The following is a 25,395-nucleotide window of genomic DNA, read 5'->3' as shown; positions in this document are numbered from 1 at the left end:
GGAGAATCAGCTGTTTTTGTCAGCCGTTGAGCACCGTGCGCACCATTTGCCTGAGTGCTTCGGGATTGTAGGGTTTGCTCAGCAGATGGGTGTCGGGGCTGAGCTGGTGATTACGCGAGATGATGTCGCGGGTATGCCCCGAGGTGAACAGCACGGCCACCGGAGGTTCCTGCACTTTCGCCCAGGCCGCGAGGTCCGAACTCTTGATCAGCCCAGGCATGACCACGTCGGTGAAGATCAGGTCCACCGCCAAGCCTTCCAGCAACATTTGCATGGCGACGTCACCGTTGGTGGCCGTGAGGATCTGATAGCCCTCTTCGCGCAACAACTCCACCACCGACACCCGCACCGCCTCATTGTCTTCAACCACCAGGATGCGTTCGTGCCCGCCCCGCTGCGGCACATCAGGGCTCGGTGTTTCGCTGAGTGCCGCGCGCAAGGTACGCGGGAAGTACAACTGCACCCGAGTCCCCTGCCCGACGTCGCTGGCAATTTCGATATGACCGCCACTCTGTTTGACGAAACCAAACACCATGCTCAATCCCAGCCCGGTGCCCTGCCCGTCGGCCTTGGTGGTGAAAAACGGTTCGAACGCCTGGGCCAGCACCTGCGGCGGCATGCCGACACCGGTATCCGTCACGGACACCCGCACATAGTCCCCGGCGGTAATGCCCTTTGCTGCGCAAAACTTGCGATCGAGGGTGATGTTTTCCGCACAAAGGTCAATCCTGCCCTCGCCTTGAAGGGCGTCACGGGCATTGATCGCCAGATTGAGAATGGCGTTTTCCAGTTGATTGCGATCAACAAACACATTCCAGGAATCTTCAGGTGCCGTCATATGAACCTGAAGGGTTTCACCCAGGGCACGCAGCAACAGCTCCGCCAGGCCATCGAAAATCTGTCGCAGCGTGAAGACTGCAGGCGACAACGGTTGGCGGCGGGCGAATGCGAGCAATTGCGAGGACAACTTGGCACCGCGCTCGACGGCGGCAATCGACGCCGCGACCCGGCGCTGCACATTGGCGTTGCCCGGCTCATGGCGTGCCAGCAGGTGCAGGTTGCCGGCGATCACTTGCAACAGGTTGTTGAAGTCATGGGCCACACCACCGGTGAGGCCGCCGATGGCTTCGAGTTTCTGTGACTGGCGCAATTGTTCTTCCGCCGCCAGGCGCGCCTCGACCTCATCGGCCACCCGCTGTTCCAGGTTGCGGGTGAACTTGAGCAGGGATTCTTCGGCGGTCTTGCGTTCGTGAATATCGATCAGCACGGCAGGGAAACGAAACGCCTCGCCCTGCTCATCGAACTCGCAACACCCACTGGCGAGTACCCAGAGGTAGCTGCCATCGGGGCGCTGAATCCGGTACTCGACGTTGTAGGGTTCGCCTGTCTCGACCGACAGTGTGATGCGCTCCTGAACCCAGCCGCGATCGTCCGGATGGATCCGGCTTTCAGCGATGTCCTGGGACAGATTTTGCAAGTCTTGCCCGGGCGGATAGGAAAACGTGCGGGCGAAGCGCTCATCACCCGACAGCACGTTGCTCTTGATGTCCCAGACGAAGGAGCCGAGCAAGGCACCGGCGTTCAGTGCCAGGCGCACTCGTTCGTTGTCCGCACGATAAGCGTCTTCGGCTGTCTGTCGCCCACGTTCGGACATCACCCGTTCCGTGGTTTCCACCACCATGGACATGACCCCGGCCGGACGTCCGTCATCGTCAGCCACCGGGCTGTAGTAGAGGTCCATCCAGACATCTTCCGGAACCCCGTCACGCAACAGCACCAGTTCTTTGTTGCGATAGGACAAGGTGCCGCCCGCCAGGCAGGTATCCACCACGTGGCGATTGAACTCGGCGACCTCGGGCCAGCCCAGTTCGACCGTAGAGCCCAGCAGGTACGGATGGCGCCCACCGGCAAACTTGGAGTATGCGTCGTTGTAGATCATGTACCCCGACTGTCCCCAGAGCATCACCATCGGCAACGGCGAGGCGAGCATCAACTGCACCGCACTGCTCAGGCTTTTCGACCATGAGTCGAGTGGGCCAAGCTCAGTCAGCCTCCAGTCGAACGCACGAATGCGCCCGGCCATTTCGCCGTTCCATCCGGCACACCCGTGGCTATCCGCTAGAAACTGCATCGCCTGGCCCAATCCCGATAAATTGCACCCGTTTGTTTCGAGCATTCTGGACGCTATTCGTTTCATAGAGGTATAGCTGATTCCAGTTGGATCCTTGGCTCCCACAGATTGATTTGCGATTACACCTCTATCAAATGTTTGAGCGGGTTGTAGCTGGTCTTCAACGTAGCCGCGACGTCGAGAATGGCCTTCTCTATGCCATTCAGATGCATGCAGGTCAGCTCGATGGCCGCGCTCTGGTTACCTGCTTCGATGTATTCGATCAGCCGCAGGTGTTCATCGTCGCGGCAGGCTTCATGGCTGTCGTCATCCAGTGCAGCGGCATACAGCGACGCCCGGGAAATCAGCTTCTGGAACCAGTCGAGCAGCACCGGGTTGTTCAGGCTGCGGGCCAGCTTGATGTGAAATTCGCCGAGCAGGTGAATCAATCGCTCGTGATCACCACTTTGATGCGCCTCATCTTCCAGTAGCAAGTGATCGCGCAGGTCCTGGGTCACCGCCGTATCGCGACGACGGCACAGTTCACTGACGATACCGATCTCGACCAGACGCCGGGTTTCGAACAGCGAACGAATCTCCTCGTCGCTGGGCAACGACACCGATGCACCTTTATTGGGCTCGGTGGTGACCAGTCCGTCAGCCTCCAATTGCTTGAGCGCAGCCCGGACAGACGTGCGGCTGACATTGAACAGCTCGGCCAGCGAGGCTTCGCCGAGTTTCATTCCCGGGCGCAGCGAGCGCTTGCTGATCGCCTCGTAAACCCCTTGGTAGACGCGGTCGACCGTGGTTTCCAGTTTCTTTTCCGTCATTCATCAACTCCTTCAGCCCTGTGCAAACGACCCTGGCGAATGAACAGCCATTGAAAAAGGGGCTTGCACAGGCAGGTTAATCCGGGTATTTCTAAATTGCATCCAGATTTTGCATACAATAATTAGAGGAATGCACCATTATGGGTCATCCAGTTGCAATTGAAGTGCGAAACGTCTCCAAACGCTATTCCGACGATCCAGGGCTTGCACCCGCCCTCGATGATGTATCGGTAGACATTGCCGACAACGAATTTTTCACCCTGCTCGGCCCGTCCGGCTGTGGCAAGACCACCCTGTTGCGCACCATTGCCGGCTTCGAGCATGTCAGCGACGGCGAGATTCGCCTTGCGGGCGAGGCGGTCAATGACTTGCCGCCGTTCAAGCGTCGGGTCAACACGGTGTTCCAGAGTTACGCACTGTTTCCGCATATGAGTGTTGCGCAGAATATCGCCTTCGGCCTCGAGATGCAGGGCCTTGATCGCAAACTGATCCCGCAGCGGGTCGATGAGATGCTCGCGCTGGTGCAAATGCAGCACCTGGCCAGGCGCAAACCCGCCGAACTGTCCGGCGGCCAACAGCAACGGGTGGCTCTGGCCCGTGCCCTGGCGCCGAAACCGAAAGTGCTGTTGCTCGATGAACCGCTGTCGGCCCTGGACCTCAAGCTGCGCAAGGAAATGCAGGTCGAACTCAAGCGCGTGCAGAAAGAAGCCGGGATCACCTTCATTTTTGTCACCCACGATCAGGAAGAAGCGCTGACCCTGTCCGATCGTATCGCCGTGATGTCCGCCGGCAAAATCCTGCAAATCGGCACGCCCAATGAAATCTACGAGCGCCCGCGACACCAATTCGTCGCGCAATTCATCGGCGATATCAACTTCCTCCCCGGCCACCTCAAGCGCGGCCAGCAGAACGAAAAGCTCTTTGTGCCCAGCGGCATGCCAGTGGAAATCCCCTGCCCGGCCCAGGGCTTTGACGGCAGCAAGGTGCAACTGGCGTTCCGCCCCGAGCGTTCGCAACTGGTCGAGCCGACCCAGCCCCACCACCTGCGCGGTGTGATCGAAGCCGTGCTGTATGTCGGCACGGCCACGCTCTACCAATGCCGTTTGAACAACGACATCAAGGTCATGCTGCGCGAGAATAACGAAGGCCTGAGCCACGGGCGGGTGGTGGGGGATCGCGTCGCAGTCAACCTGCCGCCCCACGCCTGCCTGTTGATGGAGGCCTGAGATGAGCGTCAGCAGCACTTCTCCGGCCCTGAACCGTGCGCTGTTGCTCAGCCCGGTCGTCCTGACCCTGCTGTCCCTGATCGCCATTCCGCTGGGCATCATGGGCTACATCAGCCTGTTGCCACGCAACGTCTATGGTGGCGTCGACTGGCAGGCCAACTGGCAATTGCAAAGTTATGTGCAGTTGTTCTTCCAGGAAGGTTTCGACGGTGAACTGGAACTGAACTGGGTCTATGCCCAGGCACTGATCCGTTCGGTGTTCCAGGCCGGCGGCACCACGGTCCTGTGTTTCCTGTTCGGCTTCCCGGTGGCGCTGTGGATGTCGAGCCTCACGCCCCGTCGGCGCAACCTGATGGTGTTGCTGATCACCATCCCGTTCTGGACCAATCTGCTGATCCGCAACTACGCGTGGCTGATCATCCTGCGCGAACAGGGCTGGGTGGCCCAGAGTCTCAACGCGCTGTTGCCACAGGCCGGCGGCATCACCCTGCTCTACAACGACTTCGCGGTCAGCGTCGGGCTGGTCTACAGCTTCCTGCCGTTCATGATTCTGCCGATCTATTCGACCCTGGAAAAACTCGACTGGCGCCTGGTGGAGGCAGCCTATGACCTGGGCGCCAACCGCTGGCACGCATTGCGCCGGATCATCCTGCCGCTGTCGATGCCGGGGGTGATTGCCGGTGCATTGCTGGTGTTCGTGCCAAGCCTGGGCGCCTTCATTACCCCGGCGATCCTCGGCGGCGGCAAGACGCTGATGATCGGCAACCTGATCCAGCAGCAGTTCGGCACCGCGCGCAACTGGCCGCTGGGCAGCTCGCTGTCGTTCCTGTTGCTGGGGATCATGTTGCTGTCCCTGGTGCTCTACGCCCTCTATAGCCGCAATGCCGCCAAGACCCTGCGTCGGGGAGCCCAAGCATGATCGCCCTGCACCTGAAAAAACTGCCGCTGACCCGTGAAGTCAGCCTGTTGATGCTGGCCTATCTGTACCTGCCGATTTTCGTGTTGATCGTCTACAGCTTCAACGCCAACCGCTCGGCGACGGTGTGGACCGAGTTCTCGCTGGACTGGTACGGGCGCATCCTGGCCAACCCGTCGATCCAGACCGCCGCGCTGAACTCGATCATCGTCGCCAGTATCGCCACGGTGTGCGCCACGGCGATTGCCTTGCTCGCGGCACTGGCGACTTACCGGCCGTTCTACGGACAGAAAATGGTCGAGGGCGGGATCAACCTGCCGCTGATCCTGCCGGAGATCGTCACCGCCGTGGCCACCCTGCTGCTGTTCATGGCACTGGGGATCAAGCTCGGTTTGCTGACGGTGATCATCGCCCACATCGGCTTCTGCATTCCCTTTGCCTACCTGCCGATCCGTGCGCGGCTCAATGACCTGGACAAGAGCCTGCTGGAAGCGGCGAACGACCTGTACGCCAACCCCTGGCAGGTGTTTCGCCGGGTGACCTTGCCGTTGCTGTGGCCGGCGGTGCTGTCCGGCTCGGTGCTGGCGTTCGTGGTCAGCCTCGACGATTTCATCATGACCTTCTTCGTCGCCGGGCCGGGTTCGACGACCTTGCCGGTGTACATCTTCTCAGCCATCAAGGCCGGCGTGACGCCGGAGATCAACGCGATCTCGACCCTGATGCTGGTGATATCCATCGTGCTGGTGGTGCTGGCCTTCTGGCTGGGACAGCGCGGTAAACAACAATAAGCCTGGAGACTACTTTGATGAGCAAGAAAGTGAAAAGCCCCCGTTTCGCTGCTGCCAGTTTCGCCGTTGCCGGTCTGGCCTTGAGTTGCTTCACCGCGTTCACGACGCTCAGCGCCCAGGCCGCCGAGCCCAAGGAGCTGTTCTTCTATAATTGGACCGACTACTACCCGGTCGATCTGCTGGCCAAGTTCGAAAAGGAGACCGGCATCAAGGTCACCATGGACGGCTACGACAGCAACGAAACCCTGCTGGCCAAGTTGCAGGCCGGCGGCGCGGCCTATGACGTGATCGTGCCGTCGCAATCGATCATGCGCACCCTGATCAACCAGGACCTGCTACTGGAAATCGACGCCTCGACCCTGCCCAACTTCCAGTACGTCAAACCGGCGTTCCGCGACCCAGGCTTCGACCCCGGCCGCAAGTTCTCGGCACCGTACCTGTGGGGCACCACCGGGTTCTCCTATGACAGCGCCCGGGTGCCCGGCGGCAAACTCGACGAGTCGTGGAAAGAGTTCTTCGAGCCGCGCAAGGAGCTGCAAGGCCAACTCGCCGCCCTCGACACCTCCAGCAGCGTGATCAACGCCGCCAGCCACTACCTGAATGTCGACGAATGCAGCGAAAACCCGCAGGACGCCAAGCGCATCCTCGAACTGCTGCAAAAACAGAAACCGTTCCTGAAGATGTACAGCTCGGACAACACCGTCGACCGCATGGCCTCCGGTGAAGTGATCATGATGCAGAACTGGAACGGCTCTACAGCGCGAGCCACCCTGCAGAAGAGCACGATCAAATACGTGTATCCGAAGGAAGGCCTGGCAATGTTCCAGGACAACTTTGCCGTACCGAAAAGCGCGCCACACCCCGGCAACGCGAAGATTTTCATCGACTGGATGATGAAACCGGAAAACGCCGCCGCCGTGTCCAACGCCATCGCCTACGCCAACGGCATCCAGAGCGACAAGTTGATCGACGCCAAATGGCGAGTCATGGACGCCATCAACATGCCCGACGAATTCGCCTCGCGACTGCGCCCTGAGAAAGAGTGCAGCAACAAGGCGCGGGAACTGCAGGACCGGATCTGGGCGAAGCTCAAGGGCTGATCTGAAACCGAGTCGTCTGCATCGCGAGCAGGCTCGCTCCCACACTTGAAATGCGTCCCCCTGTGGGAGCGAACCTGCTCGCGATGAGGCCCTCCCACACAACACCAACTTGAGGTATGTATGACCCACCCCCGCTGGCTACGCAATGTGCGCCCCTACGGCGCCTCCGCCGAAGACCTGCTGATCGAGAACGGACGGTTCACCCAGCGTCGCCCTGCATCGACCACCGAACTGCTGGCCACCGACATCGACGGCCATAACCAGCTGCTCACTCCCGCACTGGTGGAAAGCCACGTGCACCTGGACAAAACCCTCTGGGGCCAGCCATGGCGTCCCAACAGCGCTGGCCCGACCCTCAAGGACTACATTGCCAACGAACGGCGCATCCTGCGCGAAGTCACCACACCGATTGCCCAACGGGCCGGGGCCCTGCTGGAAAACTGCATCGCCCGTGGCTCGCTGACCATGCGTTGCCACGTCGATATCGACCCGGAGTTCGGCCTGCGACATGTCGAGGCCATGCAGCAACTGCGCGAACAATACCGCGACCTGATCGACCTGCAACTGGTGGTGTTCCCGCAAACCGGCCTGATCAGTCGCCCCGGCACCGCCGAACTGATGCGCGAAGCCATGGCCCTGGGCGTGGAGAACGTCGGCGGACTGGATCCGTGCGGCATCGATAACGATCCGGTTGCGCAACTGGATTTCGTGTTCAGCCTGGCCAGCGAATTCGACCGTGGCATCGATATCCACCTGCACGACAAGGGTGAACTGGGTCTGTGGCAGATCGCGCTGATCGCCGACTACACCGAGCGCTTCGCTCGCCAGGGCCGGGTGATGATCAGCCATGCGTACTGCCTGGGGATGTTGCCGTGGAGCCAGGTCAAACCGGTGGCCGAGCGTCTGGCGACACTGGGTATTTCGCTGATGAGTTCGGCCCCGGCCGATTGCGCGGTGCCGCCGTTCCTGGCCCTGCGCGAAACCGGCGTGAACCTGTGCCTGGGCTCCGACGGCATTCGTGATGCCTGGTCGCCCATGGGCAACGGCGACATGCTGGAACGGGCGATGCTACTGGCGTTCCGCTTCGACCTGGGCAAGGACGCAGAACTGGCGGCGGCATTCGAAGCCGCAACCGTCAATGGTGCCCAGGCACTGGGTTGCGAAGCCAATCGCCTGGCGATAGGCCAGCCGGCGGATTTCCTGCTGATGCCGGTGCAAACACTGGGCGAAGCGGTGGTTTCGCGGCCGCTGCGTCAGGTCTATCGCGCGGGTCAGTTGATTGCTGCGGGTGGCCGCTTGCTGGAAAGCCGTCTGTGAAGCGCATCGGCTTGCGGGCCAGTTGCGTGGTCGGCTTCGACGGCACGCAGCATGTGCTGTGGCGCGACGGCGAAGTGGTGTTCGCAGGCTCGCGCATTGAGTTTGTCGGGCGCAATTATCCGGGCCCGGTAGATCAGTGGGTTGATTACGGCAATGCGCTGATCGGCCCCGGCTTCATCGATCTGGATGCCCTCGGCGACCTCGATTCCACGGTGCTGACCCTGGACAACGGTGACGAGCGCGACATGGGCCGGATGTGGTCGGCGCAGTATCTGGCGCGTGGATCGCGGGAAAGTTACAGCCCCGAAGAAGAAGTCTTCAAATACCGCTACGCCTTCACGCAACTGATCCGCAACGGCATCACCACGGCCATGCCGATCACCTCGATGTATTACCGCGAGTGGGCCGAAACCTACAATGAGTTTGCGGCGGTAGCCGATGTGGCGGCCGAGTCGGGGCTGCGCACTTACCTCGGCCCCTGCTACATGAGCGGCATCAGTTACTGGCAGGCCGACGGTACGCTGGCCCACCACTGGGACGAAGTCCGGGGTATGGCGGGGCTGGATGCGGCTGAACGGTTTTTCCGCGATTTCGACGGCGCGAATGACGGCCTGATTCGCGGGGCGCTACTGCCGGACCGCATCCAGACTTGCACCCCGGCGCTGTTGCAACGCACCGCTGCGCTGAGCCGCGAGTTGAACGCACCGATGCGTTTGCATTGCTGTCAGGGCCTGGGCGAAGTGGCAATGGTCGAGCAACTGCGCGGTGCTTCGCCGTTGGGCTGGTTGCAGCAGCTTGGGCTTATGAACCCACGCAGCCTGCTGCCCCACGGCATCTACACCCAAGGTGATGACGACTTGCAGCGAGTCGTGGACGGCGGCGCCAGTCTGGTGCATTGCCCGGTGGTGTTCGCCCGCGATGGCGAGGCGCTGAACTCGTTCGGACGCTATCGGGCCAAGGGCATCAACTTCGCCCTGGGCACCGACACCTGGCCGGCGGACTTGCTGGACAACATGCGCCAGGGCTTGAACATCGCCCGCCTGATGGAGGGCGGTAATGACCTGACCAGCACACTGGATCTGTACAACGCCGCGACACTTGGCGGCGCCACGGCTTTGGGCCGCGACGATCTCGGGCGGCTGGCGCCGGGGTGCAAGGCCGACATCACCGTGTTCAACCTGCGCGGAATGCACCTGGGGCCGTTATTCGATCCGCTGAAGAACCTTCTGCTGGCCGGTCGCGGTGACGACTGCATCGCCAGCTATATCGATGGCCGTTGCGTGATGCAGGACGGCCAGGTCAAGGGCGTCGACTACTGCGCCCTGCAACGCCAGGCCCAACGGCAATTCGAAAAACTGATGCGCAGCCACAGCGACCGGGCCTTTGGCCAACCGGACTGGAAAAGCCTCTTCCGGCCAGCCATCCCGTTCGCCGACGACTACAGCACACAGGCGCCACTGAGCGCCATCGATCCCCTTTTTTAGAGAATTCTGCCCATGCAAAGCTTCGACTTCAGCCAACTGAGCCCACGGGACAAATACAAGATTCTGATCGGCAGCGTCGTGCCGCGGCCGATTGCCCTGGTCACCACCGTCGACGGCGAAGGCCGGGGCAACGCGGCGCCGTTCAGCTTCTTCAATGCGCTGTCGGCCGACCCGCCCATCCTCGCACTGGGCGTGGAAAACTACGGCGACCAAAGCCCCAAGGACACCACCCGCAACATTCAGCTCAACCAGGAATTCACCGTGAACATCGTCAGCGATGCACTGGTGGAAGCCATGAACGTCTGCGCCGTGCCCTTCGCCCCCGGCTTCGACGAATTGACCGCCGCCGGCCTCACCGCCATCCCCGGCACCACGGTCAAATGCCCGCGCATTGGCGAAGCCCCGGTGGCGCTGGAGTGCCGGCGGATGATGGCGCTGTCCATCGGCCAGTCGCGGGAAATCATCTTCGGTGAAGTGCTGATGGCCCATGTGCGAGACGAACTGATTGATCCGAAAACCCTGTACATCGATCAGTTGGGACTGGATGCAATCGGACGCATGGGCGGGCATGGCTATGCGCGCACGCGGGACTACTTCGACTTGCCGACACGCTCATTGCAGGCGTGGACGGACGCGCCGGGCGGTGGGGAGCGGTTTTGGCCGGTGGGTAAATAATGCGTACTTGCACATAACCTGTGGGGGCGGCGGTGCGGCGCTCCGACTTTCTCGCGAAGGCCGCGACTCAGTCCATAGGCCAAACCCGAATCAGTCCTGCCTGTACCCGCGCACTTCATCGACGCCACGGTTGGCCAACTGGTCGGCCCGTTCGTTGCCGTGATGACCAATGTGTCCGCGCACCCATTTCCAGGTGACCTTGTGGCGATTGACCTGCTCGTCGAGCAACTTCCACAGGTCAGCGTTTTTCACCGGCTCCTTCGCCGCGGTTTTCCAGCCGCGCTTCTTCCAGTTGTCCATCCACTCGTTGATGCCTTTCATCACGTACTGGGAGTCGGTCACCAGCAGCACGTCACAGGGACGCTTGAGCTCTTCCAGGCCACGGATCGCGCCCATCAGCTCCATGCGGTTGTTGGTGGTATTGGCTTCGCCGCCCCAGAGTTCCTTTTCAACGCCCTTGCACACCAGCAGTGCGCCCCAGCCGCCAGGGCCAGGGTTGCCTTTGCAGGCGCCATCGGTGAACAGTTCTACGCTATCGCTCATGCCAATCTATCCAGAAAGTGCGCTGGCCCGCCGATCATTGATCGACGACGCCCGAGGCCGGGACAGGCCCGGCCGCAAATAAAAAGTGTGTATTACGGTTCGATGTTGCGACGGTTGACCTTGGCCATCGGCAAAGGAATCAGCTTGCCCATTGGCTCGCGCCGCTCCTGACGGACTGGTCGCAGGCCCACCACGATCTTGCGCGCCACCAATAAATAGAAGCCACCGCCCGACAGTTGCCAGTCACCGGCCTTGCGCTCCCAACCAGCCAGGCGGGTCTGCCATGCCGGTGACGCAAGCGGCGGACGATAGCACCCGAAGCGGCGTTTCTCCAGCGCGAAGCCCAGCAGGTTCAGCCAGTCCGCGACCCGTGACGGCGAAATGCAGCGCGCCTTGCGCAGCGCATCCTGGGCAAACACGTGCCGCAGGCCCCAAGTGCTCCAGGGATTGATGCCAATGATCAGCAAATGCCCGCCGGGACGTACGCTGCTTGCCGCCTCGCGAAGCAGACCGTGGGGCGACAGACAGAAATCCAGGCCATGCTGCAATACCACCACATCGGCAGCATGCTCGCTCAGCGGCCAGGCCTGTTCTTCACAAACGATCTCGACCCCCGGTAATGGCGCGCCAAGGCGCACATTGCGCTGAACCTGCGGCGCTGACGGTGGGGGCTCGGCCGAGGGGCCGTAATGCACCAGATAGCCACCAAAGAACCGCCCGAGCTCGTCTTCGAGCATCTGCCGCTCTTCGCCCAGCAGAAATTGCCCGAGCGGGCCTGCCAGCCACTCGCGGGCCGCGCTGATCAACGCCAGCCAGTCAGGATCGGCTTGTGCGAACGCTTTATCAGTCATTGCATTCTCCAACGCGCCAGGAAGTTCTAAGATGCGCCATTGTTTTCCGCTTGGCGAATCCGACGATGATACAGATCACTGCCCTGCCCGCCTTCACCGACAACTACATCTGGTTGTTACAAGACCACGGCAGCAAACGCTGCGCGGTGGTCGACCCGGGTGATGCCGCCCCGGTACAAGCCTGGCTCTCGGCCAATCCGGATTGGGTACTGAGTGATATTTTGATCACTCACCACCATCATGACCACGTCGGCGGCGTCGAATTGCTCAAGAAAGCGACAAACGCGAAAGTCTATGGTCCGGCCAGCGAAAAGATCCCGGCGCGGGACGTCGCGCTCAATGACAACGACAAGGTCAGCGTACTCGGCTGGGACTTCGACGTCTTCGCGGTCCCTGGTCACACCCTGGGGCATATCGCCTATTACCATCACGGGTTGCTGTTCTGCGGCGACACCTTGTTTGCCGCTGGCTGCGGGCGGTTGTTCGAAGGCACGCCACAACAAATGTACCACTCGCTGACACGCCTCGCGGCGTTGCCGGAAGACACGCTGGTCTACTGCACCCACGAATACACCCTCAGCAACCTGAAGTTTGCGGCGGCCGTCGAACCGGACAATCCGAAAACCGCCGAGCGCCTGGCCAAAGTCACCCGCCAACGGGAGTCCGGGATCATGACGCTGCCGTCGACACTGGCACTGGAAAAGCTCACAAACCCGTTTTTGCGCTCCGGCGAAACATCCGTTAAAGAAAAAGCGGACGAACGGACCGGCACCGATAACTCGGCGCCCGATATGGTTTTTGCTGCTCTTCGAGCTTGGAAAGACACGTTCTAAAGGGATCTCAAAAGATTGCAACAATTCTGAAAGGTTGACCGCGCAGGGTGCGCTTCCTAGAATCGCCCGACATTTTTGCCCGGAACTTACTTCCAGCCAATGTCGTCACCTATTCGCAAAGCCATCAGTTCCGACGCATTGACCCGCTTGGCTCAAGCCATAGCGGTGGCTGTGTCCGCCACCCTGGCGGGCTGTTCCAGCCATGCGCCGCAGACTGATGCGGCGCATACGCCGAACATCGCCGCGCGCGCCAAGCAGAAGCCGATCTGGCTGAGCGAAAAACCCAGTCCGCAGATTCCACAGGACGTCTGGGAGCGCATGCGGCAGGGCTTCCAGTTGCAGGACGGGCTGGGCGTCAACCCGCGCATCGAGCAGCAGCGCCTTTGGTTCGCCAGCAATCCATCGTTCCTGGAAAACGCCGGCGAACGTGGCAGCCTCTACATTCACTACATCGTCGAACGCCTTGAAGAGCGCAACATGCCACTGGAACTGGCACTCCTGCCAGTGATTGAAAGTGCCTACAACCCGATGGCCTACTCCCGGGCCGACGCGGTGGGTCTTTGGCAATTCATCCCCTCCACCGGGCGCTACTTCAACCTGCGTCAAACCCGATTCTATGATGGCCGGCGCGACATCACCGCGTCGACCACCGCCGCGATGGATTACCTGACCCGCCTGCACGACATGTTCAACGGCGACTGGTTGCTGGCCCTGGCGGCCTACAACGCCGGCGAAGGCACCGTCAGCCGTGCCATCGAACGCAACGAACGCCTCGGCCTGCCGACCGACTACTGGAACCTGCCGCTGCCGGCCGAAACCCAGGCCTACGTGCCGAAGCTGCTGGCACTGTCGCAAGTGGTGATGGCACCGGAAGCCTACGGCGTGAACCTCAACCCGATCGCCAACGAACCCTACTTCCAGGTCGTCGAGATCAACCAGCGCATGGACCTGTCCAAGGTCGCTGAAGTCGCCAACATCGACGAAGACGAACTGTTCCAGCTCAACCCGGCCTTCAAGCAGCGCACCACCATCGACGGCCCGCAGCACCTGCTGGTGCCGACCTCCAAGGCGCAACTGCTGACCAGCAGCCTGCAGACCATGCGCCCTGAAGAGTTGATCAGCAAGAAATCGCTCAAGCCGGTCTTCGAAGGCGCCGACGACACTCAGGTCGCCAGCGCCAGGCGTTCCTACCGGGTCAAACGGGGTGACAACCTCGGTTCCATCGCCAAGGCCAACAACGTTGACGTGAAGGACCTGCAACGCTGGAACAAAATGACCGGCAAGGATCTCAAGCCTGGCCAGACCCTGGTCATGCAGGACAACAGTAAACGCAGTTCCGAGCGGGTCAACACCGTGATTGCGGCAAACAACAAGAAACAGCAGACCACGTACAAGGTCCAGCAAGGCGATTCGCTGTACATCGTAGCCAAGCGCTTCAACGTAGAGATGCAGCACCTCAAGCGCTGGAACCCGCGTGTCGGCCATGCACTCAAGCCCGGTCAGATGTTGACGGTGGCCAATCCGCACTAAAAAACAGCCCCTCAATCCTGGGGCTTTTTTATTCCTGCGCATTTTTTGTGAGCAGCACAAAACCTGTGGGAGCGTGGCCCGGCCGAGATTGCGCATTTATCCCCGTCTTTTTCCTGTCCATACAAGCTGTTACTGTACGATCCATAATGCCCAAGCCGCCCGAATCGGATCCCCTATTTGAAGCGTCCCCTGCCCCTGCTCCTGATCAGCCTGGCCTTGAGCTCCACCGCAAGCGCGACGATCAGCGAAAGCCATGGTTATGCGCAGTTCGGCACGCTCAAGTATCCGGCCCGATTTACCCACTTCGACTGGGTTAACCCGCAAGCGCCCAAGGGCGGTACGTTGCGGGTGATGGCGTTTGGCACTTTCGATACGCTCAACCCGTACACCTTCAAGGGCACCAGCCCGGTCACCACACCGAATTTCCTGCAATACGGTATCAACGAGCTCAACGAGCCGCTGATGGTCGGCACCGGGCAGTACGCGCCTTCGGGTGACGAGCCCGCGTCCAGCTATGGCCTGATTGCCCAGTCGGTGGAATATAGCGACGACCGCAGCTGGGTGGTGTTCAACCTGCGTCCCGAAGCACGCTTCCATGACGGTACGCCGATCACCGCCTACGACGTCGCGTTCACCTATCGCCTGCTGCTCAAGGAAGGCCATCCGATATACCGCACCAGCCTTCAGGAAGTGCTGCGGGTCGACATCCTCAACCCGCAGCGGGTCCGTTTCGTGTTCAAGCGTGCCGGCAATCCGCTGCTGATCCTGCGCCTGGGCGAAATGCCGGTGCTGGCGCAGCACTACTGGAAAGGTCGCGACTTCAAGGCCACCACCTTCGAGCCACCGCTGGGCAGCGGGCCGTATCGCATCACGGCAGTCACGCCAGGGCGCCAGATCGTCTTCGAACGAGTCAAGGATTACTGGGGCAAGGACCTGCCGGTCAATCGCGGCAAGTACAACTTCGACCGCATGGAAGTCGAGTTCTACCGCGACAGCGACGTGGCATTCGAAGCGTTCAAGGCCGGTGAGTTCGACATCTATATCGAGCATCAGGCGAAGAACTGGGACACCGGCTACAACTTTCCTGGCATACGCCGCGGCGACGTGATCAAGGCACAGATCCCTCACCAGATCCCGACCCAGACCCAGGGCCTGTTCATGAACAGCCGCCGCTCGACGTTTTCGGACGCCAGGGTCCGTGAAGCGCTGGGGCTGATGTTCAACTTTGAATGGACCAACCGCACACTGTTCGGTGGTGCCTACCAACGCGCCATGAGCTACTACCCCAACAGTGAGTTCTCGGCCAGCGGTTTACCGGTCGGGCATGAATGGCTGTTGCTCAAGCCCTATCGTGAACAACTGCCGCCCAGGCTCTTTACCGAACCGTTCAGCCTGCCGCAGACCGACGGGCGCGGCATCCCCAGAGAGACCTTGCGCAAAGCCCTCGGCCTGCTCGCCGAAGCCGGCTGGAAGCTCAATGGCCAGCGCCTGCAAAACGCCGCCGGGCAACCCTTGCGGCTGGAGCTGTTGCTGGTCAACCCGAACCTGGAACGCATCCTCCAGCCTTATATCGAGAACCTCGCCAGCATCGGCATCGATGCGCGGCTGCGCACGGTCGATCGCGCACAATACAAGCAGCGCCTCGACCAGTTCGATTTCGACATGATTCTGATGACCCTCAACCAGACCCTCAGCCCGGGCCTGGAGCAGTGGCAGTACTTTCACTCCAGCCAGGCCGGGGTCAAGGGCAGCAAGAACTACGCTGGCATCGCCAACCCGGTGGTCGACCATTTGCTCGAACAGTTGCTGGCCGCCCGGACCCGCGACGAGCAAGTCGCCGCCAGCAAGGCCCTGGACCGCGTGCTGCTGTGGCAGCACTACATCGTTCCCAACTGGTATCTCAATTATCACCGCCTGGCGTACCGCAACCGGCTCGCCTTCGTCACCACGCCGCCCTATGCCCTGGGCCTTAATGCGTGGTGGCTGAAATCTTCGGAGAAAGATCAATGAACCCCATCCGCACCCTGCTCCTGCAGGCCAGCGGCCTGTTGTTCGCCGGGCTGGCCTGCGCCGCCCCGCAACACGCAGTGACCCTGTACAACGAGCCGCCGAAATACCCGGCCGACTTCAAGCACTTCGACTACGTCAATCCAGACGCGCCCAAGGGCGGGACATTCCGTCAGGCCGGTTTCGGCAGCTTCGACAGCCTCAACCCGTTCATCAGCAAAGGCGTGCCGGCGGACGACATCGGCATGATCTACGACACCTTGGCCAAGCAAGGCCTGGACGAACCGTTCACCGAGTACGGCCTGATTGCCCGGCTGATCGAAAAAGCCCCGGACAACGCTTGGGTGCGCTTCTACCTGCGCCCCGAAGCACGCTTTCATGACGGCCATCCGGTACGCGCCGAAGACGTGGTGTTCAGCTTCCAGATGCTGACCAAGGACGGCGCGCCGATGTATCGCGGCTACTACAGCGACGTGGCGGAAGTGGTCGCCGAGGACCCGCTCACCGTTCTGTTCAAGTTCAAGCACACCAACAACCGCGAGCTGCCGCTGATCCTTGGCCAGTTGCCGGTGCTGCCCAAGCATTGGTGGGCCGACCGCGACTTCAACAAGGGCAACCTGGAAATTCCGCTGGGCAGCGGCCCGTACAAGGTGGCCGAAGTGAAGGCCGGGCGCTCGGTGCGCTATGAGCGCGTCAAGGATTACTGGGGCAAGGACCTGCCGGTCAATCGGGGTTTCTATAACTTCGACATGATGACCACCGATTACTACCGCGACAACACCGTGGCCCTGGAAGCGCTCAAGGCCGGGCAGTTCGACTACTGGCTGGAAATGACCGCGAAAAACTGGGCCAACGCCTACAACATTCCGGCGGTCACCGAAGGTCGGCTGGTCAAGGAACAGATTCCCAACGGCAATCCGACCGGCATGCAAGGGTTCGTGTTCAATTTGCGCCGCCCGGTGTTCCAGGATGTACGCGTGCGCCAGGCCTTGTCGCTATTGCTGGACTTCGAATGGACCAACAAGCAGCTGTTCAACAGCGCCTATGCGCGTACCCGCAGTTATTTCGAGAACTCGGAAATGGCCGCCACCGGCCTGCCGGATGCCGATCAGGTGGCGATCCTCGACCCGTTGCGCAGCAAGCTGCCGCCGCAAGTGTTCAGCGAAGCGTTCCAGAACCCGAGCACCGACGGCAGCGGCATGATCCGCACCCAGCAACGGGAAGCCTATCAACTGCTGCAGGAGGCCGGCTGGCGCATCGTCGATGACAAAATGGTCGACGCCAGTGGCAAACCGGTGGTCATCGAATTCCTGCTGGCCCAGACAGAATTCGAACGGGTGCTGCTGCCGTTCAAGCGCAACCTGAGCGACCTGGGTATCGAGCTGGTGATCCGCCGGGTCGACGTTTCGCAATACATCAACCGCGTGCGTTCCCGGGACTTCGACATGATCGTCGGCAGCTTCCCGCAATCCAACTCGCCGGGGAACGAACAACGGGAATTCTGGATGTCGGCCGCCGCCGACAAGCCCGGTAGCCGCAATTCCATGGGCCTGAAAGACCCGGTGGTCGATCAACTGGTCGAGCAACTGATCAACGCCGATTCGCGCAAGAGCCTGGTGGCCCATGCCCGTGCGCTGGACCGCGTTCTGCAATGGGGTTATTACGTAATACCCAACTGGCACATCAAGACCTGGCGCGTGGCGTACTGGAACCACATCGGCCACCCGAAGGTCTCGCCTAAATACGATATCGGCATAGCCACCTGGTGGGTCAAGCCCGACATCAAGCCTGCGATTGAAGTCGAAACCACACTGCAGGCCGGTCCTGCGGGCACGGAGTAATCAGATGCTGGCGTACATTTTTCGGCGACTGCTGCTGATCATCCCGACCCTGTTCGGCATCTTGCTGATCAACTTCGTGATCATCCAGGCCGCTCCGGGCGGGCCGGTGGAGCAGATGATCGCCAAGCTCGAAGGCTTTGAAGGCGCCACCAGCCGCATCGCCGGCGGCGGTGCCGAAGTGTCGGTGGCAGGCTCGGCCTATCGCGGCGCCCAGGGCCTGGACCCGGCGCTGATCAAGGAAATCGAGCACATGTACGGCTTCGACAAATCGGCGCCGGAACGCCTGTGGATCATGGTCAAGAACTATGCGTCCCTGGATTTCGGCGACAGCTTCTTCCGCGACGCCAAGGTCATCGACCTGATCAAGGAAAAGATGCCGGTCTCGATCTCCCTCGGGCTGTGGAGCACGCTGATCATGTACCTGGTGTCGATCCCGCTGGGGATCGCCAAGGCGACGCGGCACGGCAGCCACTTCGACGTCTGGACCAGTTCGGCGATCATCGTCGGCTACGCGATCCCGGCGTTCCTGTTCGCCATCCTGTTGATCGTGGTATTTGCCGGCGGCAGTTACCTGGACTGGTTCCCGTTGCGCGGGCTGACCTCGAACAACTTCGATGAACTGAGCATGGGTGGCAAGATCCTCGACTACTTCTGGCACCTGGCGCTGCCGGTGACCGCGCTGGTGATCGGTAACTTCGCGACCATGACCCTGCTGACCAAGAACAGCTTCCTCGACGAGATCAACAAGCAGTACGTGATCACCGCCAAGGCCAAGGGCCTGACCAACCACCGCGTGTTGTACGGTCACGTGTTCCGCAACGCCATGCTGCTGGTGATCGCCGGTTTCCCTTCAGCGCTCATCGGCATCTTCTTCACCGGTTCGTTGCTGGTGGAGGTGATCTTCTCCCTCGACGGCCTCGGCCTGATGAGTTTCGAAGCGGCGATCAACCGCGATTACCCGGTGGTGTTCGGCACGCTGTTCATCTTCACTCTGCTCGGGCTGGTGGTGAAACTGATCGGCGACCTCACCTACACCTTTGTCGATCCGCGTATCGACTTCGAAAGCCGGGAGCATTGAGATGAACCTGTCCCCCCTCAATCGCCGGCGCTTTGAACTGTTCAGGGCCAACAGGCGTGGCTGGTGGTCGCTGTGGCTGTTCCTGATCCTGTTCGGCGCCAGCCTCGGCGCCGAGTTGATTGCCAACGACAAGCCGCTGGCAGTGCATTACGACAACAACTGGTACTTCCCGGCGCTCAAGCGCTACCCGGAAACCACCTTCGGCGGCGAATTTCCCCTGGAGGCGAACTACAAGAGCCCGTATATCCGTGAACTGCTCAAGGCCAAGGACGCCTGGGTGCTGTGGGCGCCGATTCCCTACAGCTACCAGAGCATCAACTACGACCTGAAAGTCCCGGCCCCGGCCCCACCCTCGGCAGACAACCTGCTGGGCACCGACGATCAGGGCCGCGATGTGCTGGCCCGGGTGATCTACGGCTTCCGCATTTCGGTACTGTTCGCCCTGACCCTGACCGTGCTCAGCTCGATCATCGGCGTGATCGCCGGGGCCTTGCAGGGTTTCTACGGCGGCTGGGTGGATCTGGCCGGACAGCGCTTCCTGGAGATCTGGTCCGGGCTGCCGGTGCTGTACCTGCTGATCATCCTCGCCAGTTTCGTGCAGCCCAACTTCTGGTGGTTGCTGGGGATCATGTTGCTGTTCTCGTGGATGAGCCTGGTGGACGTGGTGCGCGCCGAGTTCCTGCGCGGGCGCAATCTGGAATACGTGCGCGCCGCCCGCGCCCTGGGCATGCAGAACGGCGCGATCATGTTCCGCCACATTTTGCCCAACGCGATGGTCTCGACCATGACCTTCATGCCGTTCATCCTCACCGGCGCCATCGGCACATTGACCGCCCTGGACTTCCTCGGCTTCGGCCTGCCGGCGGGCAGCCCTTCGCTGGGTGAACTGGTGGCCCAGGGTAAATCCAACCTGCAGGCGCCGTGGCTGGGTATCAGCGCCTTTGCGGTGCTGGCCTTGATGTTGAGTTTGCTGGTGTTCATCGGCGAGTCCGCTCGCGATGCCTTCGATCCGAGGAAGTGAAATGAATCAGGAAAATCTGATCGAAGTACGCGACCTGTCCGTCGACTTTGTCGTCGGCAATCGCTGCCAGCGGGCAGTCGAAGGTGTCAGCTTCGACATCAAGCGCGGCGAAACCCTGGCCCTGGTCGGCGAAAGCGGTTCTGGCAAATCGGTCACCGCACATTCGATCCTGCGCCTGCTGCCCTACCCGCTCGCCCGGCATCCGTCCGGCACCATCGAATATTCCGGGCAGAACTTGCTGAACCTGAAAGAAAAAACCATTCGCCACATTCGCGGCAACCGCATTGCGATGATCTTCCAGGAGCCGATGACCTCGCTCAATCCCCTGCACTCGATCGAGAAACAGATCAATGAGGTGCTGGGCATCCACAAGGGGCTGACCGGCAAGGTCGCGACCAAACGCACGCTGGAACTGCTGGAGATGGTCGGCATCCCCGAGCCGCACAAGCGTCTCAAGGCCCTGCCCCACGAATTGTCCGGCGGCCAGCGTCAGCGGGTGATGATCGCCATGGCCCTGGCCAACGAACCGGAACTGCTGATCGCCGACGAGCCGACCACTGCGCTGGACGTGACCGTTCAGCTGAAAATCCTCGAATTGCTCAAGGAACTGCAGGCCCGATTGGGCATGGCCCTGCTGCTGATCAGCCATGATTTGAACCTTGTGCGAAGAATTGCGCATCGCGTATGTGTCATGCAGCAAGGTTGCATCGTCGAACAGGCATCGTGCGAAGAATTGTTCCGCGCGCCGCAGCATCCGTACACTCGGGAACTGCTGGCAGCGGAGCCCGGCGGCAAGCCTGCAAGCAACGTGATCGGCCCGCCCTTGCTGGCGGTCGAGGACCTGAAAGTCTGGTTTCCGATCAAGAAAGGCTTGCTCAAGCGCACGGTGGATTACGTCAAGGCGGTCGACGGCATCAATTTCAGCCTGCCCCAGGGTCAGACCCTGGGGATCGTGGGTGAAAGCGGTTCCGGCAAATCGACGCTGGGCCTGGCGATTTTGCGGTTGATCGCCAGCAAAGGCGCCGTTCGCTTTGAAGGCCAGTCGCTCGATAGCCTGACACAGCAACAGGTCCGGCCGCTGCGGCGGGAGATGCAAGTGGTGTTTCAGGACCCGTTCGGCAGCCTGAGTCCGCGGATGTGCGTGAGCCAGATCGTTGGCGAAGGCCTGCGGATCCACAGGATGGGCACCGAGGCGGAACAGGAACAAGCGATCATTGCAGCACTCAAGGAGGTAGGCCTGGATCCGGAAACCCGGCACCGCTACCCCCACGAATTTTCCGGCGGGCAACGGCAGAGAATCGCCATTGCCCGGGCATTGGTGTTAAAACCGGCGTTGATTTTGCTGGACGAGCCGACTTCGGCCCTCGACCGCACGGTGCAACGCCAGGTAGTGGAGCTTTTGCGTTCGCTGCAAACCAAGTACAACCTGACGTATCTGTTTATCAGCCATGACCTGGCTGTGGTGAAAGCGCTGAGCCACCAGTTGATGGTGGTCAAGCATGGCCAAGTGGTCGAACAGGGAGACGCGCAAAGCATTTTTGCCGCCCCCCAACATCCGTATACACAGCAGTTGCTGGAAGCCGCTTTTTTGGCTCCGGCCACTGCGCAATAACCTGAAAGAGGAGCAACACATGGGTTTTCTCGCCGGTAAGCGCGTACTGATCGTCGGTGTCGCCAGCAAGCTGTCCATCGCATCCGGCATTGCTGCCGCCATGCATCGCGAGGGCGCTGAGCTTGCCTTCACTTATCAGAACGACAAACTCAAGGGTCGTGTCGAAGAGTTCGCACAAGGCTGGGGTTCGAGCCCTGAGCTGTGCTTCCCGTGCGACGTGGCCAGCGATGAAGAAATCGCCAAGGTCTTCGAAGAACTGAGCAAGAAGTGGGATGGCCTGGACTGCATCGTGCACTCCGTGGGCTTCGCCCCGGGCGACCAACTGGACGGCGACTTCACCGAAGCCACCACCCGTGAAGGTTTCCGCATCTCTCACGACATCAGCGCCTACAGCTTCGTGGCCCTGGCCAAGGCCGGCCGTGAAATGATGAAGGGCCGCAACGGCAGCCTGCTGACCCTGTCGTACCTGGGCGCCGAGCGCACCATGCCGAACTACAACGTAATGGGCATGGCCAAGGCTTCCCTGGAAGCGGGCGTACGTTACCTGGCCGGCTCCCTGGGCCCGGAAGGCACTCGCGTCAACTGTGTATCGGCAGGCCCGATCCGCACCCTCGCCGCCTCCGGCATCAAGAACTTCCGCAAGATGCTGGCCGCCAACGAAGCGCAAACCCCGCTGCGCCGCAACGTCACCATCGAAGAAGTCGGCAACGCCGGCGCCTTCCTGTGCTCGGACCTGGCGTCCGGCATCAGCGGTGAAATCATGTACGTCGATGGTGGCTTCAACACCACGGCCATGGGCAGCATCGAAGAGTAATCTTCGGTCAGCCAAAAAACCCGCCTCTTCTGGCGGGTTTTTTATGCCTGCGATTTCCCGAACGACGCTCCCACAGGGTTATTCGGTGTTCAGGCATTTGGCGAACAACTGCTGAATCGGCTGATTGCGCTGGCTGTAGCGCTGCAACAGCACGATCTCGCGGTAAAAGGTCAACTCACCCAACTGAATCACCCTGACCTTCGCCCCATGCTCCAGCCACAGCCCCGCCTCCGGCAACAGGGAGATCCCCAGGCCACACTCGACCATTTTGACAATGGCCTCCAGTTCATCCAGCTCCAGTGCCACCTGCACCTCGATCTGCCGTTCGCGCAGAAAGCGTGTCACCAGCCGCCCGCCAAACGAATTGCGGTCGTAGCGCACATGAGGGTGCCCGGCGAGCAGTTGCAACGGATCATCGCCCTCCAGGTCCGCCGGTACGATCAGCACGAACGGCTCCCGACGAATCACCTGCGCGAACAACTCCTTGGGCAACTCGAACGGTGGCTTGATCAGGATCGCCAGATCCACTTCTCCTGTGTCCACCTGACTCAGCAGGTTCAGCGATACACCGGGCACCAGCTTGGGTTCCAGCATGGGTGCCTGTTGGCGCAATCGCAGCAGGGCCTGTGGCAGCAACCCGGTCTGTACCGTCGCCACCGCGCCGATTTTCAACTCGCCACGGTACTCACCGACATCGTCACTGACGGCCATGCGGCTGAAGGTTTCGAGCATTTCCCTGGCCATCGGCAATGCACGCTGCCCTGCCGCATTGAGCAGTGCCTGGCGACCGGTGCGATCGAACAGGCGGATGCCCAGGGCGCGTTCCAGGTTGCGAATCTGCGCGCTGACCGCCGATTGCGTCAGGCCGATGTGCATGCCGGCCGCGGCGAAGGTGCCGTGACGCGCCACGGCGACAAAGGTTTTCAGTTCTCGAAGCATAGCGCCCTCGATTAATCGAAATAATTTGAGCTCGATGCAAAAATTATCGTCTTTCAATCAAAAATCACAGGGCTAAACTCAACACTTTCCCACCCGTCACCGAGGTACGCCTGATGCAACTGTCCCCTTTTCACCTGGCCATACCTGTCTACGACTTGCCTGCCGCCCGGCACTTTTACAGTGAGGTGTTTGGCCTGGAGGAAGGTCGATCAAGCGATCACTGGGTGGATTTCAATTTCTTCGGTCACCAACTGGTGATTCACCAGGCACCGAAAAACCCGGCGCAAGAAGCCGCGCACACCAATGCCGTTGATGGTCACGATGTGCCGGTGCCGCATTTTGGCGTGGTGCTCGGCATGGAGGAATGGGAGGCGCTGGCCGAACGGCTGAAATCGCTGGGGACTCGCTTCGTGATTGAGCCGGGGATTCGTTTTCAGGGGCTGGTGGGTGAACAGGCGACGATGTTTCTGTTTGATCCTTGCGGTAATGCACTGGAGTTCAAGGCGTTCAAGGATATCGGGCAACTGTTTGCCAAATAGTTGTTGCCTGTCAGGATGCCTTCGCGAGCAGGCTCGCTCCCCCTGGTGTTCCTTGAACTGTGGGAGCGAGCCTGCTCGCGAAGAGACTCGCCAATACATCTCTGCCCTAACGGCTCATCACCCGCTCGGCCTCACTCAGCAGTTCCTCGATCGAATCATGAACCTCAGGGTCATACTCGACCTGGACAACGCGGAACCGAATGTCATAACTGCGATGCGCCGTGGCGTTGCGCTCGTCGAGTATCTCATCGAGTCGCGCCTTGATCGCTGCAATCTCCACGACACTGGAACCGGTCAGCAGTGCCACGAACCGGTCACCTTCGAGCCGTCCGACCACATCGTTTTCACGAAAGCCGATACGCAGGACATCGGCGAATGTCTTGAGCGCATCGTCACCCTTGGCCCGGCCATACAGATAGCAGTTGCGCTTGAATTCATCGAGGGTGAAGTACAGCAGCGTCGCCGGCGTCGCCACTTCCCGGCAAGCGTCCAGCCCGAGCTTGGCCAGTTCGCTGAAGCCATGGCGATTGGAAAGCAGCGTCAACTCATCCATGCTCGCCATTTGCACGCCCGCCAACTCTTGCTCGGCCTGGCGCGCCAGATCGCGCAGCCGTTCACGTTCCTGCTGTGGCGTGAGCAACGGATTTGTGGATTGACCCGATTTGCCCGTTTTTCCTGAGATCAACATCGTTCACTCCTTTGGCAGGTATGCACGTTAGAGTCGCCCATACCCGCATTGGCTCCCTGTTTGCGTGCCGCTGGTCAGCTACCCGACACCGGGCACGGCCCTCCTGCATCGGCCCAGCGCTTGAACCGGGTGACGAAGATATCGTGGGGCACCGGCACCGGCGCGCGATTGCCGCCCGGATTCCAGCCCCATAGCACCAGCTTGTCATCGCTGACGTGTTTGATCAGCGCGGCGAAATCCCGATCGCCATTGCTGGAACGATCCTTGATCATTGCGCATAGCCGATCGGCTGGAAGGCCGATCCAGGCCATCCGGTGCGCTGCCGGCGGCAGGCTCCAGTGTGGCGCGCCGGGTGGCGCGTGAGGCCCATAACTGGCCGGTGGATTGCTTTGGGCATGGCACGTCGCACAGGGCAACCCGGCCGAACCCTTGCCATCCATGCCACGCACGACATTCATCGCGTGCGGCACCCCGGCATCGAATTGCAGCGGCGAATCACCGGGGATGTGGCAATTCTGGCAACGGGGGCTCTGGAATACCTTCTGCACGGTGTCGAATGCCTGCAAGGCCTCGCGATCATCGGCGAACAGGTGCGATGCATAGAGCGCGAGACAGATCAGTAATATCGCGCCCAGAATCAGATGGCGTTTCAT

The 25,395-nt window shown here is 60.9% G+C and carries 23 protein-coding genes; 16 read left to right on the top strand and 7 right to left on the bottom strand.

Translation table 11 applies throughout. From position 1 onward, the window contains the following. Window positions 1-19 precede the first annotated feature (19 nt). Window positions 20-2,131: a PAS domain-containing sensor histidine kinase gene (locus tag CAF65_RS02380; protein ID WP_085714835.1), complete on the bottom strand. Its 2,112-nt coding sequence runs from the start codon at window positions 2,129-2,131 to the stop codon at window positions 20-22. Between the two features lie 119 nt (window positions 2,132-2,250). Then, window positions 2,251-2,940 carry a GntR family transcriptional regulator gene (locus tag CAF65_RS02375; protein ID WP_085714834.1) on the bottom strand — a complete coding sequence of 230 codons (690 nt, stop codon included), beginning with the start codon at window positions 2,938-2,940 and terminating at the stop codon, window positions 2,251-2,253. Between the two features lie 140 nt (window positions 2,941-3,080). Here CAF65_RS02375 and CAF65_RS02370 point away from each other — a divergent pair, with 140 nt between their 5' ends. From CAF65_RS02370 to CAF65_RS02340, 7 genes are all read left to right on the top strand, one after another. Next, the gene (locus CAF65_RS02370; protein WP_085714833.1) at window positions 3,081-4,166 is read left to right on the top strand and encodes an ABC transporter ATP-binding protein; all 1,086 of its coding nucleotides are present in this window, start codon (window positions 3,081-3,083) and stop codon (window positions 4,164-4,166) included. A 1-nt stretch (window position 4,167) separates the two neighbouring features. Continuing rightward, complete coding sequence (locus CAF65_RS02365) at window positions 4,168-5,085, top strand: ABC transporter permease (protein WP_085714832.1); 918 nt, start codon at window positions 4,168-4,170, stop codon at window positions 5,083-5,085. Then, entirely contained in the window at window positions 5,082-5,870 is a 789-nt protein-coding gene (locus CAF65_RS02360; protein ID WP_085714831.1) for an ABC transporter permease, read from the top strand. Before CAF65_RS02365 ends, CAF65_RS02360 begins: the two co-directional genes overlap by 4 nt. A 17-nt stretch (window positions 5,871-5,887) precedes the next feature. Continuing rightward, the gene (locus CAF65_RS02355) at window positions 5,888-6,970 is read left to right on the top strand and encodes an extracellular solute-binding protein (protein WP_085714830.1); all 1,083 of its coding nucleotides are present in this window, start codon (window positions 5,888-5,890) and stop codon (window positions 6,968-6,970) included. Window positions 6,971-7,090: 120 nt separating this feature from the next. Then, entirely contained in the window at window positions 7,091-8,287 is a 1,197-nt protein-coding gene (locus CAF65_RS02350) for an amidohydrolase family protein (RefSeq protein WP_085714829.1), read from the top strand. Continuing rightward, window positions 8,284-9,771, top strand: coding sequence for an amidohydrolase family protein (locus CAF65_RS02345; RefSeq protein ID WP_085714828.1), 1,488 nt, complete (start codon window positions 8,284-8,286; stop codon window positions 9,769-9,771). Before CAF65_RS02350 ends, CAF65_RS02345 begins: the two co-directional genes overlap by 4 nt. A 12-nt stretch (window positions 9,772-9,783) precedes the next feature. Then, the gene (locus tag CAF65_RS02340; protein WP_085714827.1) at window positions 9,784-10,446 is read left to right on the top strand and encodes a flavin reductase family protein; all 663 of its coding nucleotides are present in this window, start codon (window positions 9,784-9,786) and stop codon (window positions 10,444-10,446) included. A 90-nt stretch (window positions 10,447-10,536) separates the two neighbouring features. Here the strand turns inward: CAF65_RS02340 and rnhA are convergent, their stop codons facing one another. Then, window positions 10,537-10,989 carry a ribonuclease HI gene (gene rnhA / locus CAF65_RS02335; protein WP_085714826.1) on the bottom strand — a complete coding sequence of 151 codons (453 nt, stop codon included), beginning with the start codon at window positions 10,987-10,989 and terminating at the stop codon, window positions 10,537-10,539. 92 nt (window positions 10,990-11,081) lie between these two features. Next, window positions 11,082-11,840 (bottom strand): class I SAM-dependent methyltransferase, encoded by a 759-nt coding sequence (locus tag CAF65_RS02330; protein WP_085714825.1) that lies wholly within the window; start codon window positions 11,838-11,840, stop codon window positions 11,082-11,084. Between the two features lie 65 nt (window positions 11,841-11,905). On the opposite strand from CAF65_RS02330, the gene gloB reads away from it, so the two are divergent. The 8 genes from gloB to fabI all read left to right on the top strand — a co-directional run bounded on the left by gloB (window position 11,906) and on the right by fabI (window position 22,576). Then, window positions 11,906-12,673, top strand: a complete 768-nt coding sequence (gloB, locus tag CAF65_RS02325) for a hydroxyacylglutathione hydrolase (RefSeq protein WP_085714824.1) — start codon at window positions 11,906-11,908, stop codon at window positions 12,671-12,673. Between the two features lie 99 nt (window positions 12,674-12,772). Next, window positions 12,773-14,203 (top strand): transglycosylase SLT domain-containing protein, encoded by a 1,431-nt coding sequence (locus CAF65_RS02320; RefSeq protein WP_085714823.1) that lies wholly within the window; start codon window positions 12,773-12,775, stop codon window positions 14,201-14,203. Between the two features lie 189 nt (window positions 14,204-14,392). Further along, complete coding sequence (locus tag CAF65_RS02315) at window positions 14,393-16,213, top strand: extracellular solute-binding protein (protein ID WP_371918994.1); 1,821 nt, start codon at window positions 14,393-14,395, stop codon at window positions 16,211-16,213. Beyond that, window positions 16,210-18,051, top strand: coding sequence for an extracellular solute-binding protein (locus CAF65_RS02310; RefSeq protein WP_085714821.1), 1,842 nt, complete (start codon window positions 16,210-16,212; stop codon window positions 18,049-18,051). Before CAF65_RS02315 ends, CAF65_RS02310 begins: the two co-directional genes overlap by 4 nt. 4 nt (window positions 18,052-18,055) lie before the next feature. Beyond that, window positions 18,056-19,129, top strand: coding sequence for a microcin C ABC transporter permease YejB (locus CAF65_RS02305; protein ID WP_085714820.1), 1,074 nt, complete (start codon window positions 18,056-18,058; stop codon window positions 19,127-19,129). Between the two features lies 1 nt (window position 19,130). After that, window positions 19,131-20,150: an ABC transporter permease gene (locus tag CAF65_RS02300; RefSeq protein ID WP_085714819.1), complete on the top strand. Its 1,020-nt coding sequence runs from the start codon at window positions 19,131-19,133 to the stop codon at window positions 20,148-20,150. A gap of 1 nt (window position 20,151) precedes the next feature. Beyond that, window positions 20,152-21,762 (top strand): ABC transporter ATP-binding protein, encoded by a 1,611-nt coding sequence (locus CAF65_RS02295; protein ID WP_085714818.1) that lies wholly within the window; start codon window positions 20,152-20,154, stop codon window positions 21,760-21,762. Between the two features lie 19 nt (window positions 21,763-21,781). Continuing rightward, window positions 21,782-22,576, top strand: a complete 795-nt coding sequence (gene fabI, locus CAF65_RS02290; protein WP_085714817.1) for an enoyl-ACP reductase FabI — start codon at window positions 21,782-21,784, stop codon at window positions 22,574-22,576. A gap of 78 nt (window positions 22,577-22,654) precedes the next feature. Here the strand turns inward: fabI and CAF65_RS02285 are convergent, their stop codons facing one another. After that, window positions 22,655-23,515: a LysR family transcriptional regulator gene (locus tag CAF65_RS02285; protein WP_085714816.1), complete on the bottom strand. Its 861-nt coding sequence runs from the start codon at window positions 23,513-23,515 to the stop codon at window positions 22,655-22,657. Between the two features lie 113 nt (window positions 23,516-23,628). Here CAF65_RS02285 and CAF65_RS02280 point away from each other — a divergent pair, with 113 nt between their 5' ends. Further along, complete coding sequence (locus tag CAF65_RS02280) at window positions 23,629-24,054, top strand: VOC family protein (RefSeq protein ID WP_085714815.1); 426 nt, start codon at window positions 23,629-23,631, stop codon at window positions 24,052-24,054. A 106-nt stretch (window positions 24,055-24,160) separates the two neighbouring features. Here CAF65_RS02280 and CAF65_RS02275 read toward each other — a convergent pair whose 3' ends face one another. Continuing rightward, on the bottom strand, window positions 24,161-24,742 hold the full coding sequence (locus tag CAF65_RS02275; protein ID WP_085714814.1) for a GGDEF domain-containing protein: 582 nt from the start codon (window positions 24,740-24,742) through the stop codon (window positions 24,161-24,163). A gap of 74 nt (window positions 24,743-24,816) precedes the next feature. Beyond that, window positions 24,817-25,395, bottom strand: coding sequence for a hypothetical protein (locus CAF65_RS02270; RefSeq protein ID WP_085714813.1), 579 nt, complete (start codon window positions 25,393-25,395; stop codon window positions 24,817-24,819).

Source organism: Pseudomonas sp. B28(2017) (genome assembly GCF_002113025.1).
Classification (GTDB): Bacteria; Pseudomonadota; Gammaproteobacteria; order Pseudomonadales; family Pseudomonadaceae; genus Aquipseudomonas.
This window is presented reverse-complemented; position numbering and strand designations above follow the sequence as displayed.